Origin of the sequence: Pantoea piersonii, assembly GCF_003612015.1 — a bacterium.
GTDB classification, from domain to species: domain Bacteria; phylum Pseudomonadota; class Gammaproteobacteria; order Enterobacterales; family Enterobacteriaceae; genus Pantoea; species Pantoea piersonii.
Genome location: NZ_RARB01000003.1, coordinates 160,870 through 172,790, shown reverse-complemented (window position 1 = coordinate 172,790; position 11,921 = coordinate 160,870). Strand labels below are relative to the sequence as shown.

At 56.1% G+C, this 11,921-nt stretch carries 12 protein-coding genes and 1 other RNA gene; 8 read left to right on the top strand and 5 right to left on the bottom strand.

Annotation, left to right across the window (positions count from 1 at the left end; translation table 11 throughout):
* Positions 1 to 38: 38 nt before the first annotated feature.
* A complete protein-coding gene (locus tag D7S44_RS10325; protein WP_120454546.1) occupies positions 39 to 758 on the bottom strand; it encodes a bactofilin family protein in 720 nt (239 codons plus the stop codon).
* Positions 759 to 1,096: 338 nt separating this feature from the next.
* Here D7S44_RS10325 and epd point away from each other — a divergent pair, with 338 nt between their 5' ends.
* The 6 genes from epd (at position 1,097) to D7S44_RS10295 (ending at position 7,205) form a co-directional block, all read left to right on the top strand.
* Positions 1,097 to 2,116 (top strand): erythrose-4-phosphate dehydrogenase, encoded by a 1,020-nt coding sequence (gene epd / locus D7S44_RS10320; protein WP_120454544.1) that lies wholly within the window; start codon positions 1,097 to 1,099, stop codon positions 2,114 to 2,116.
* Positions 2,117 to 2,167: 51 nt separating this feature from the next.
* On the top strand, positions 2,168 to 3,331 hold the full coding sequence (gene pgk / locus D7S44_RS10315) for a phosphoglycerate kinase (RefSeq protein ID WP_120454542.1): 1,164 nt from the start codon (positions 2,168 to 2,170) through the stop codon (positions 3,329 to 3,331).
* A gap of 104 nt (positions 3,332 to 3,435) precedes the next feature.
* The gene (gene fbaA, locus D7S44_RS10310; protein WP_120454540.1) at positions 3,436 to 4,515 is read left to right on the top strand and encodes a class II fructose-bisphosphate aldolase; all 1,080 of its coding nucleotides are present in this window, start codon (positions 3,436 to 3,438) and stop codon (positions 4,513 to 4,515) included.
* A 187-nt stretch (positions 4,516 to 4,702) separates the two neighbouring features.
* Positions 4,703 to 5,575, top strand: coding sequence for a small-conductance mechanosensitive channel MscS (gene mscS / locus D7S44_RS10305; RefSeq protein WP_120454538.1), 873 nt, complete (start codon positions 4,703 to 4,705; stop codon positions 5,573 to 5,575).
* Positions 5,576 to 5,701: 126 nt separating this feature from the next.
* Positions 5,702 to 6,325 carry an arginine exporter ArgO gene (argO, locus tag D7S44_RS10300; RefSeq protein ID WP_120454536.1) on the top strand — a complete coding sequence of 208 codons (624 nt, stop codon included), beginning with the start codon at positions 5,702 to 5,704 and terminating at the stop codon, positions 6,323 to 6,325.
* A 142-nt stretch (positions 6,326 to 6,467) separates the two neighbouring features.
* On the top strand, positions 6,468 to 7,205 hold the full coding sequence (locus D7S44_RS10295; protein ID WP_120454534.1) for an oxidative stress defense protein: 738 nt from the start codon (positions 6,468 to 6,470) through the stop codon (positions 7,203 to 7,205).
* A 40-nt stretch (positions 7,206 to 7,245) separates the two neighbouring features.
* On the opposite strand, the gene D7S44_RS10290 is transcribed toward D7S44_RS10295, so the two are convergent.
* Positions 7,246 to 8,151, bottom strand: a complete 906-nt coding sequence (locus D7S44_RS10290; RefSeq protein WP_033752211.1) for a LysR family transcriptional regulator ArgP — start codon at positions 8,149 to 8,151, stop codon at positions 7,246 to 7,248.
* 207 nt (positions 8,152 to 8,358) lie between these two features.
* Here D7S44_RS10290 and rpiA point away from each other — a divergent pair, with 207 nt between their 5' ends.
* Positions 8,359 to 9,018, top strand: a complete 660-nt coding sequence (gene rpiA / locus D7S44_RS10285; protein ID WP_120454532.1) for a ribose-5-phosphate isomerase RpiA — start codon at positions 8,359 to 8,361, stop codon at positions 9,016 to 9,018.
* Between the two features lie 280 nt (positions 9,019 to 9,298).
* Positions 9,299 to 10,537 (top strand): phosphoglycerate dehydrogenase, encoded by a 1,239-nt coding sequence (serA, locus tag D7S44_RS10280; protein ID WP_120454530.1) that lies wholly within the window; start codon positions 9,299 to 9,301, stop codon positions 10,535 to 10,537.
* 101 nt (positions 10,538 to 10,638) lie between these two features.
* Here the strand turns inward: serA and D7S44_RS10275 are convergent, their stop codons facing one another.
* From D7S44_RS10275 to zapA, 3 genes are all read right to left on the bottom strand, one after another.
* On the bottom strand, positions 10,639 to 11,232 hold the full coding sequence (locus D7S44_RS10275; RefSeq protein WP_120454528.1) for a 5-formyltetrahydrofolate cyclo-ligase: 594 nt from the start codon (positions 11,230 to 11,232) through the stop codon (positions 10,639 to 10,641).
* A 75-nt stretch (positions 11,233 to 11,307) separates the two neighbouring features.
* Positions 11,308 to 11,491: non-coding RNA, 6S RNA (gene ssrS / locus D7S44_RS10270), on the bottom strand.
* A 39-nt stretch (positions 11,492 to 11,530) separates the two neighbouring features.
* Positions 11,531 to 11,860: a cell division protein ZapA gene (gene zapA, locus D7S44_RS10265; protein WP_120454526.1), complete on the bottom strand. Its 330-nt coding sequence runs from the start codon at positions 11,858 to 11,860 to the stop codon at positions 11,531 to 11,533.
* Positions 11,861 to 11,921: the final 61 nt, after the last annotated feature.

The following is an 11,921-nucleotide window of genomic DNA, read 5'->3' as shown; positions in this document are numbered from 1 at the left end:
TAAGGGTTCGCCTGCTTATGCTGGCGAACCCTGCCGGACTACTGCTGTACCAGCGTCGCCTTATGCAGTTGAAACTCCTGAGCGGAGGATACGGATGCTTCGCTCAGGCCGCTCTCCCTTTTATCCTGCTGCCAGGGATTAGAGGTGCCATAGAAACGCCCCTCCTGATGGACGGCCAGCGATTCGCATTCGATGGTGCCATCCATAAAACCTTCTGCATTGATGGCGATTTCACGGCTGCGGCACAATCCTTTTAGCTCGCCGCTGATTTCGGTACGCTGCGCATAGATCTCTCCGTCGACTCGCCCTTTTTTCTGCACAAAAACCGTTTTTTCCGCAATAATCTTGCCGGTTATATTGCCGTTAATGTGCACGTCTCCCTGAGCGTTAACCTCGCCCGTAATCGTGCAGGTTTCCGGAATAGTCGTGGTGTTGACCGGTGCAGCCGGCGCAGCCTTAACCACAGTGGCGGCAGACACGCTCTCTTCGAAATCATCCTCAGGCGGTGTCACTGCCGCCGCGCTGACCGTTTCGGCGTAGCTGGCGTTGAAGTTATTTTCTTTGCGTTTAAACATAATTATTCCTTTGTTGAATCTTAATCTCCTGAAAGCCGCCCGGGCGATAAGCGTTACCACTACTGCCAGCAGCAGCCCGCGATACTGACGCATCAGCGTCAGCGTAACGCTCCAGCTCAATACGTAGATCACCAGAGCGCAAGACCAGATAAACCAGAGATACCAAAGCAGGTTGTAGTTCATAGGTTGTCTGTCGTAATGACGCGCCTGTTGCCGCTATTGGGTTGAGTGGCGCTAAGCCGGGCTATTTTACTAAAGCAGGCCGCGTCTGGCGGTCGTTTTATATCCATAATGCAGGGGCGAGTGTGATCCTCGTCAGATTTTTAAAGTCTGATTTGATCTGACGCATTCCAATTATTACTGCTTCTCTTTATTGTAGCTGAACCGTTTCAGTAAGCGCTGTGACGGCGTTTTGTCGAGCGGCATAACGCTGCAAAAGCGCAAGAATTTCCTGTACAAACGAGATCGTCTGGCTCAGGCTAACGTTCCGATTTGACACTGATTTTAATTGCAGGGGTGGTATGACGGTTCGCATTGCCATAAATGGATTTGGTCGCATCGGACGCAATGTGCTGCGCGCCCTCTATGAGACCGGCCGCCGGGCAGAAATTACGGTTGTGGCGATCAATGAACTGGCGGAAGCGGCCGGTATGGCGCATCTGCTGAAATATGACACCAGCCATGGCCGCTTCGCCTTTGACGTGCGCCAGGAACGCGATCTGCTGTGGGTCGGCGAGGATACGATCCGCATCCTGCATCATGCCGATATCGCTTCGCTGCCGTGGCGCGAGCTTAATGTCGATGTGGTGCTGGATTGCACCGGCGTCTACGGCAGCCGGGCAGATGGCGAGGCGCATCTGCAGGCGGGCGCGAAGAAGGTGCTCTTTTCGCATCCGGGCGGCCACGATCTTGACGCGACCGTCGTGTTCGGCGTGAACGAACAGGCGCTTAAACAAACCGATCGCATCGTCTCTAACGCCTCCTGCACGACTAACTGCATTATTCCGGTGATTAAACTGCTGGATGACGCCTTCGGCATTGAGTCGGGCACGGTGACCACTATCCACTCGGCGATGCACGATCAACAGGTGATTGACGCCTATCACAGCGATCTGCGCCGCACGCGCGCCGCCAGCCAGTCGATCATTCCGGTCGATACTAAACTGGCCGCCGGGATCACCCGTATTTTTCCGAAATTCAGCGACCGCTTTGAAGCGATCGCGGTACGCGTGCCGACCATCAACGTTACGGCCATCGATCTCAGCGTTTCCGTACGCGAGGCGGTAAGGGCCTGCGAGGTCAACGCGCTGCTGCAAAACGCGTCAGAGGGGGCATTTCGTGGTATAGTTGACTATACGGAATTACCGTTAGTCTCAGTAGATTTTAACCATGATCCGCACAGTGCCATTGTGGACGGCACGCAAACGCGGGTCAGCGGTCAGCGCCTGATCAAGACCCTGGTCTGGTGCGACAACGAATGGGGCTTTGCTAACCGAATGCTCGACACGACGTTAGCGATGGCCGCAAGCGGTTTCAGGTAAGGCGCGGTCTGCGTCTGACAAAACTTACGAGAATCAACGAGAGGGTTCACCATGTCTGTAATTAAGATGTCCGATTTGGATCTGGCTGGTAAGCGCGTTCTGATCCGCGCCGATCTCAACGTACCAGTAAAAGAAGGGAAAGTGACGTCAGACGCACGTATCCGTGCCTCTCTGCCTACCATCGAATCGGCGTTGAAACAGGGCGCAAAAGTGATGGTCACCTCTCACCTGGGTCGCCCGACCGAAGGTGAATATAACGAAGAATTCTCCCTCCTGCCCGTTGTTAACTATCTGAAAGAAAAACTGAACGGCACTAAAGTCACCCTGGCGAAAGATTACCTCGACGGCGTTGAAGTTGACGCGGGCGAGCTGGTCGTGCTGGAAAACGTGCGCTTTAACAAAGGCGAGAAGAAAGACGACGAAGCGCTGTCTAAAAAATATGCCGCGCTGTGCGACGTCTTCGTCATGGACGCCTTCGGCACCGCGCACCGCGCACAGGCCTCGACTCACGGCGTCGGCAAGTTTGCGCCGATCGCCTGCGCAGGCCCGCTGCTGTCAGCCGAGCTGGAAGCGCTGGGCAAAGTCATGAGCAACCCGGAGCGTCCGCTGGTGGCGGTGGTCGGCGGTTCAAAAGTCTCCACTAAATTCGACGTGCTGCAGTCGCTGGTGAAAATCGCTGACACCGTTATCGTCGGCGGCGGCATTGCCAACACCTTCGTCGCTATCGACAACAACGTCGGCAAATCACTCTATGAGCCGGACTTCGTTGAAGCGGCGAAAGGCCTGCGCGACCAGTACGGCATTCCGGTTCCAACCGACTCACGCGTTGGCACGGAATTCTCTGAAACTGCCCCGGCAACCGTGAAAAAGGTTTCCGAAGTGGCGGATAACGAAGAGATTATGGACTTCGGCGACGAAACCGCACAGGCCATGGCGAAGCTGCTGAAAGAGGCGAAAACCATACTGTGGAACGGCCCGGTCGGCGTATTCGAGTTCCCGAACTTCCGTAAGGGCACCGAAATCGTTGCGAATGCCATCGCTGACAGCGACGCTTTCTCTGTGGCGGGCGGCGGCGATACCCTGGCGGCTATCGACCTGTTCGGCATCGAAAACAAAATCTCGTACATCTCTACCGGCGGCGGCGCGTTCCTGGAGTTCGTCGAAGGCAAAAAACTGCCTGCGGTCGCAATGCTGGAAGAGCGTGCTAAGCAGTAATCCTTTGGGGGCGACGCGCTGGCGCGTCGCCTGAAGACTTGCCCCGTTGGGCGTTTAAATCGCTGTCCCTTATGGGATAATCGGTCACGAAACAGGACACAATCATGTCTAAAATTTTTGATTTCGTTAAACCCGGCGTTGTCACTGGCGACGACGTTCAGAAGATCTTCCAGGTAGCGAAAGAGAACAAATTCGCGCTGCCAGCGGTAAACTGCGTCGGCACTGACTCTATCAACGCCGTACTGGAAGCCGCTGCGAAAGTGAAAGCGCCGGTTATCGTCCAGTTCTCTAACGGCGGCGCCGCGTTTATCGCCGGTAAAGGTTTCAAAACCGACAAGCCGCAGGGCGCGGCGATTTTCGGCGCTATCGCAGGCGCGCATCACGTTCACCTGATGGCTGAACAGTATGGCGTGCCGGTTATCCTGCACACTGACCACTGCGCGAAAAAACTGCTGCCGTGGATCGACGGTCTGCTGGACGCAGGCGAAGAGCACTTCAAGAAAACCGGCAAACCGCTGTTCTCTTCTCACATGATCGACCTCTCTGAAGAGTCCCTGGAAGAGAACATCGAGATTTGCAGCAAATACCTGGCGCGCATGGACAAAATGGGCATGACGCTGGAGATCGAGCTGGGCGTGACCGGTGGTGAAGAAGATGGCGTGGACAACAGCCACGTTGACGCTTCTGCGCTTTACAGCCAGCCGGAAGACGTTGATTACGCTTATACCGAGCTGAGCAAAATCAGCAAGCGCTTCACTATCGCTGCCTCTTTCGGCAACGTACACGGTGTTTACAAACCGGGTAACGTGAAGCTGACCCCGACCATTCTGCGCGACTCGCAGAAATACGTTTGTGAAAAACATGGCCTGCCGCACAACGCGCTGGACTTCGTTTTCCACGGCGGCTCCGGTTCTTCCGCAGCGGAGATCGAAGAGTCAATCAGCTACGGCGTGATCAAAATGAACATCGATACCGACACCCAGTGGGCAACATGGGACGGTATTCTGCAGTACTACAAAAAGAACGAAGAGTATCTGCAAGGCCAGCTCGGCAACCCGCAGGGTCCGGACAGCCCGAACAAAAAATACTACGATCCGCGTGTCTGGCTGCGCGCAGCGCAATCCTCAATGGTTGTGCGCCTGGAGCAGGCTTTTAAAGAGCTGAACGCCATCGATCGTCTGTAATTTGCTACAGAGTACAAAAAAGGCCCGTAAGGGCCTTTTTTTATGCGCTTTGCCGACAAAATGTAAGGAAATTCAAGGCTGATTTGGCAGTTGTGCCTTTTTTGTTTACCCTTCAGTAAGAAATTGTCGGAACGCCTCTGACAATGTTTTGTCATTTCCCCCGGGGAATATTCAACAGGGTGCATAAATGGAACATTTGAATGTGGTCGATGACCTCAACAATGCGGGCAGCTGGATTGTCCGCAATCAGGAGCTGCTGATTAGCTACGCGGTGAATATCGTGGCGGCAGTAGTGATCCTTGTCATTGGTATGACAATCGCGCGTATCATCGCCAATACCGCCAACCGCCTGTTGCAGGCTCGCCATATTGATCCCACCGTCGCTGATTTCCTGTCGGCGCTGGTTCGCTACGGGATTATCGCCTTTACCCTTATCGCTGCGCTGGGCCGCATCGGGGTGCAGACCACGTCGGTCATCGCTATTCTTGGCGCCGCCGGTCTGGCCGTGGGCCTGGCGTTGAAAGACTCCTTGTCTAACCTTGCCGCAGGCGTGCTGCTGGTGATTTTCCGCCACTTCCGTTCAGGCGAGTTCGTCGACCTCGGCGGCATTATGGGCACGGTTATGAACGTGCAGATTTTCTCCACCACGCTGAAAAGCGCTGACGGTAAGATGGTGGTGGTGCCGAACGGTAAAATCATCACCGGCAATATCGTGAACTTTTCACGCGAGCCGGTGCGCCGCAACGAGTTTATTATCGGCGTCTCTTACGATGCGGATGTCGATCAGGTGCTGACGCTGCTGCGTGAGGTGGTTGATGCCGATTCACGCGTGCTGCAGGATATGGGCGTACAGATTGGCCTTAACGAGCTGGCTGCGTCCTCCATGAACTTTGTGGTGCGCTGCTGGAGTAACAGCGGCGATCTGCAGAACGTCTACTGGGATCTGCTGAAGAATTTCAAGCGCGCGCTGGATGCGAAGGGCATCGGCATTCCTTATCCGCAAATGGACGTGCATCTGCATCGCGTCAGCCAGCCGGAAGCAGAAGCGAAAGCAGAATAAATCTCTCAGGGCGGCGCTCAGGCCGCCTTTATTAACCTGCCTAATGCCAGATTAAATCTTTCAATTTCCGCTAATAATCCCGCTTCTTTATACTCCTCTGCATCTCGTCGATGTAAGGAAAATCCCGTGTTATCAATATATTTACAAGGACTTGCTCTTGGCGCTTCGCTGATATTGCCGCTGGGGCCGCAGAACGCATTCGTGATGAATCAGGGCGTCAAGCGCCAGTATCATTTAATGACGGCGACGCTCTGCACGCTCAGCGATATCGCGCTGATATGCGGGGGGATCTTCGGCGGCAGCGCCTTGCTGCATCAGTCTCCGCTGCTGCTGATGCTGATTACCTGGGCTGGCGTCGCCTTTCTGCTGTGGTACGGCTGGAATGCGCTGCGGGCCGCCTTTAGCGGCAATGTCGATCTGGCCAGCAACGCCGAGCTTAAGCAGAGTCGCTGGCGCATCATCGCCACCATGCTGGCGGTCACCTGGCTTAATCCCCACGTCTATATCGATACCTTTGTGGTGCTGGGCAGCCTCGGCGGTCAGCTGCCGACGCAGGAAGCGCGCCACTGGTTCGCGCTGGGCACGATCAGCGCGTCGGTGATCTGGTTCTTCGGACTGGCGTTGATGGCGGCCTGGCTTTCGCCTCGCTTGCGCACCGCCAGCGCGCAGCGCGCGATCAACCTGCTGGTCGGCGCCGTGATGTGGATTATCGCCAGCCAGCTGGCGCTACAGGGAATAGCGAATTTCTGATTTGAATAGTCCGAAAGCGACAGAACATGATAAGCAAAACGCGAACTTTTGCGGTATAACACGCTCTTAGCTGTGCATACTATTCCGCTCATGCTCTGGCCTTTGATGCCGCAGCAAAACAGAGATTTCAAGGAGGACTTTCGTGAAACTGAAAGCACTGGCGCTGGTCGCCATGACAGGCGCTTTAGCGCTGCCGTTAAGCGCATTAGCTGACGAACTGCCGAATGGCCCGCATGTGGTGACCTCCGGCCAGGCGACCGTCGATGCGCGCCCGGATATCGCTACGCTCTCTATCGTGGTTAACGTCTCCTCTAAAGATGCGGCGGACGCGAAAAAGCAGGCCGACGATCGCGTTGCGCAATATTTTGATTTTCTGCAAAAAAACGGCATTGAGAAGAAAGATATCGATGCCGCTAACCTCAGCACTCAGCCGGAATATGACTATACCAAAGAGGGCAAGTCGGTGCTGAAAGGCTACCGTGCGGTGCGTCAGGTGCAGGTTACGCTGCGTCAGCTCGATAAGCTGAATGAGCTGCTGGACGGCGCGCTGAAAAGCGGCCTGAACGAGATCCGCTCAGTGGAGCTGGGCGTCACCAACCCCGACAGCTATAAAGCTCAGGCGCGCAAGGCGGCGATTGATAACGCTACGCAGCAGGCTGCAGCGCTGGCGGAGGGCTTTAACGCGAAGCTCGGCTCGGTTTACAGCATTCGCTACCATGTTGCTAACTACCAGCCGATGCCGATGGCGCGCATGTATAAGGCCGCTGCGCCTTCTGCGGATACCTCTGCGCAGCAGACCTACGAGCAGCAGAGCATTCACTTTGACGATCAGGTGGATGTGGTATTCGACATCAAGCCGAATACAGCCGGTTCTCAGTAAAGAAAAAGGGGGCGCCTGGCGCCCCTTTTTTACGGGTTTTTCAGGCCGCCAGATCGTCCTGACGCAGCACGCGATGGCCATGTGAAATCAGCGCGTCGGTGACGCGGCGCATCAGCCGGCTCTCCGGCGCAAAGCGGTGCCAGTAGAGCATGCGGCGCTGGCAGAGGCCCGGCGTCAGGTCCAGCAGTTCGCCGCCCGCCAGCTCGCGCTCAATCTGCAGATGCGGGATCATACAGCAGGTCGAACCCTGCCGCGCCAGCTGCACGAAGGCTTCTGACGAGTTAACGATATGGCAGGGCACGCTGCCGGGCGACAGATCGAAGTTCTGCTGTAAAAAGGCCTGATGCATATCGTCGAGATGGTCGAAAGCGACCGCAGGCGCCTTAAGCAGCGCCGAGCGCGTGACGCCGTTAGGAAAATAACGGGCAGCAAACTCCGGCGAGGCGACAAAGAGATAGTCGAGCGCGCCAAGCTGATCCACCAGGCAGCTCGGCAGCGGCTGCGGCTGAATACTCACCGCACCTACCACTTCGCCACGGCGCAGACGCTCCTGCGTGCGGGTCTCATCTTCGACCTGTAAATTGAGGCGTACCGGCGAGTCCGCCAGCACATCTTTTAGCGCAGGCAGCAGCCAGGTCGCCAGGCTGTCGGCGTTAACCGCCAGCGACAGCAGCAGCGGCGTGGTGCCGCCATTCTCATCGCTCAGCCACTCCTCTTCCAGTAGCTCAACCTGATGCAGCAGCGCCAGCAGTTTCTGGCCTTGCTCGGTGGGGCGCGGCGGCACGGTGCGCACCAGCAGCGGCTGGCCGAACAGGTTTTCCAGCTGTTTAATACGCTGCGATACGGCCGACTGCGTAATGCATAATTTTTGTGCGGCGCGTTCAAAGCCGCGTTCGCGTATCACTGCGTCCAGCGCCTGAAGCGTTCGATAATCGGGGCGTTTCATTGTTGTTCTCTCTCCTTCAGGGTGGACGATACTATGCCACAAAAAATTCATCTGACGCGTCTGAAAGGATCTTTCTGCACGCCGCGCACCGCCTTTTTTGCGGGCTGGCTTCCAAAGCGAATATTCCAGCCTAAACAGCCGCGCACATTCGGCGGGCGTTGATTTATACTACGCGCACTTCGTTGTCGCACAGGTTTTAAACATACCATGACCCAGGATGAACTGAAAAAAGCCGTAGGCTGGGCCGCACTGAAATATGTGCAGCCGGGCACCGTCGTCGGCGTCGGCACCGGCTCCACCGCGGCGCACTTTATTGACGCGCTGGCCACGATGAAACATCAGATTGAAGGCGCGGTCTCCAGCTCCGAAGCATCAACCCTGAAGCTGAAAGCACTCGGTATTCCGGTTTTCGATCTCAATGAGATCGACGATCTGTCGATCTACGTTGACGGCGCGGATGAGATCAATCCGCAGATGCAGATGATCAAAGGCGGCGGCGCAGCCCTGACGCGCGAGAAGATCGTGGCGGCCGTCGCGCACAAGTTCATCTGCATCGCCGACGCCTCGAAAGAGGTGGACGTGCTGGGACGGTTTCCGCTGCCGGTAGAGGTGATCCCGATGGCGCGCGCCTATGTTGGCCGTGAACTGGTTAAGCTCGGCGGCCTGCCTGAATATCGCCAGCATGTGGTTACCGACAACGGCAACATCATCCTCGATGTGCATAACCTGCGTATCCTCGATCCGATTGCGCTGGAAAGAACCATTAACGCGCTGCCTGGCGTGGTTACGGTGGGGCTCTTCGCCACGCGCGGTGCCGATATCGCGCTGATCGGCACGCCAGACGGCGTCAAAACCATCGAAAAATGATCTGTCCGGCGCGGAGAACGCGCCGGTTATTTCCTTGCGCAAAACATCTTTTCTTTCATCGCTTAAATTCGGTGACTTATGTCACATAACCGTCATCGACAGCAGGTTCGTTCTTTGTTCCTGGTTCAGCTCCCGATTTTCTGTGGCAATGTGCTGAGCTCAGGCTTCCCCGTGCTGGCGGCATGGCAATCGGTTGTATTGCCGCAGGCGTAAATTTTGATATTTTGACAGAAGGCGCGCTTATGGCGGCCATTGTTGAAATCACAATAGGGTCGGGGAAATGGCAAAGGTATCACTGGAAAAAGACAAGATTAAGTTCCTGCTGGTGGAAGGCGTCCACCAGAGCGCGCTGGAGAATCTGCGCGCGGCGGGTTACACCAATATCGAATTCCATAAAGGCGCGCTGGATGACGAAGCGCTGAAATCCTCCATTCGGGATGCGCACTTCATCGGCATCCGCTCCCGTACCCAACTGACGGAAGAGATCTTCGCCGCGGCGGAAAAACTGGTCGCCGTAGGCTGCTTCTGTATCGGCACCAATCAGGTCGATCTCAACGCGGCGGCGACGCGCGGCATTCCGGTCTTTAACGCCCCGTTCTCCAATACCCGCTCGGTCGCTGAGCTGGTCATCGGCGAAATGTTGCTGATGCTGCGCGGTATTCCTGAGGCGAACGCCAAAGCGCACCGCGGCATCTGGAATAAAAACGCTGTTGGCTCTTTCGAAGCGCGCGGCAAAAAGCTCGGCATCATCGGCTATGGCCATATCGGTATGCAGCTTGGCGTGCTGGCTGAAAGCCTGGGGATGCACGTCTTCTTTTACGACATTGAAAACAAACTGCCGCTGGGCAACGCTACCCAGGTGCGTCACCTTGCCGACCTGCTGAATATGAGCGACGTGGTGAGCCTGCATGTGCCAGAAACCCCGTCAACTCAGGATATGATCGGCGCGCAGGAGCTGGCGCAGATGAAGAAGGGCGCCTTGCTGATCAACGCTTCGCGCGGCACCGTGGTTGATATTCCAGCGCTGTGCGACGCCTTGTCGAGCAAACACCTTGCGGGCGCCGCGATCGACGTCTTCCCGCTTGAGCCTGCGACCAACAGCGAGCCGTTCAATTCGCCGCTGTGCGAGTTCGACAACGTGATCCTGACGCCGCATATCGGCGGCTCCACGCAGGAGGCGCAGGAGAATATCGGTATCGAAGTCGCGGGCAAGCTGGCCAAATATTCCGATAACGGTTCAACGCTCTCTGCGGTTAATTTCCCGGAAGTGTCGCTGCCGATGCATGGCGCCAGCGCCAGCCGCCTGCTGCACATTCATGAAAACCGTCCGGGCGTGTTAACGGCGATTAACCAGATCTTTGCCGAGCAGGGCGTCAATATCGCCGCGCAGTTCCTGCAGACCTCGCCGATGATGGGTTATGTCGTGATTGATATCGATGCGCCGCAGGATCAGGCGGACAAAGCGCTGCAGCTGATGAAGGCGATTCCGGGCACCATTCGCGCCCGTCTGCTCTACTGATTCCGCTTCAACAGAAAATGCGCCGTCTGCTTCTTTCTCCAGACGGCGCATCACTGTAAAACCCCGACGCCGGTCACTGAGAAGGTGTCAGACAACCACTGCTATTCCCACTGCCACAGACGCGACGGCGTCAGCACCGCAGGCAAGGGGACATCCCACTCCTCCGTTGGCAGCCGCTCTACCTGCTGACAGTCATGCGCCACGCCAACCGGCAGAAAGCCATGCTGACGCCAGTTCTGCAGGGTGCGATCGTAAAAGCCGCCGCCCATGCCGAGACGCTGCCCGCTGTCGTCAAAAGCGACCAGTGGCACCATCATGACATCCAGCCGATCCAGCGTAATCATCTGACGGATATCGAGCGGCGGTTCGGGAATGCGCAGTTTATTTGGCGTCAGCACCGTTTCAGGCGTGTAACGCAGGAACAGCAGATGGCCAGAGGCGAAAGGGTGCAGCACCGGCAGGTAAACCTGTTTTTTTTGCTGCCAGAGCTTAGCGATGAGCGGACGGGTATTAAGCTCGCCATCTACCGACAAAAAGAGCGCGATATGGCTGGCGTTAGCGAGGGGGGCAAAGTTAACGGCATGTTCCGCCAGACGATCGGCTGCCTGTTCCTGCTGTTCAGGCGTCAGGGAGCGGCGCAGATGGCGCACATGCTGGCGGATATGGTGTCGATCGAGCAGAGAGGGATGAGACACAGAAACCCCGTTGATAAGTCGCTGACTGAGCAACTATATCATTCACAACGGGGAAAAACAGATGCAAAACGTAAGGAGATCTCCGAGATGCCGCCGCAGGCTGTAACCCTTGAACCCTTGGTTCAAGGTGAATGTGCCGTCGCAACCATCAGGCTTCTCGGACGAACCGAGCATGCTCACAGGTTACAGAGCGCCACACTCTGTTGGTATGAAATATCGGCTCAGGGGACTGGCCCGCTTGCAAACATCTCAGAGAAAATGGACTTCACCGTTACTGTAACACAGCAACCATAAAGTATTATTCGAACTTCGCACCCTGGCGGTCGGTGATACGACCCTGCTCAACAAGAGCCTGTTCAATCGTCTGCTGCAGGATACGGATACGTTGTTCCATATTAGCAGCATAATCGCGCGTTTTCACTTTCTCTTGCGCCAGTTCATGGCAGATGTTTAACGCGGCGATGAACACCAGTTGCTCGGTATTTGTGACTCTAGTGCGAACTTTTAGATCTTGCAACCGTTGATTGAGATCTTCGGCAGCCGCATTCAGCGCATCTTGCTGTTCAGGCGGACAATTCACTCTCAATGAACGACCAAAAATTTGTATATCTACTGGTTGTGCAGACATGCCACCTTCCTGACTGATTACTTCGCCCGCATCTCCCTTGACGCTCAATGCTTTGGGAGGC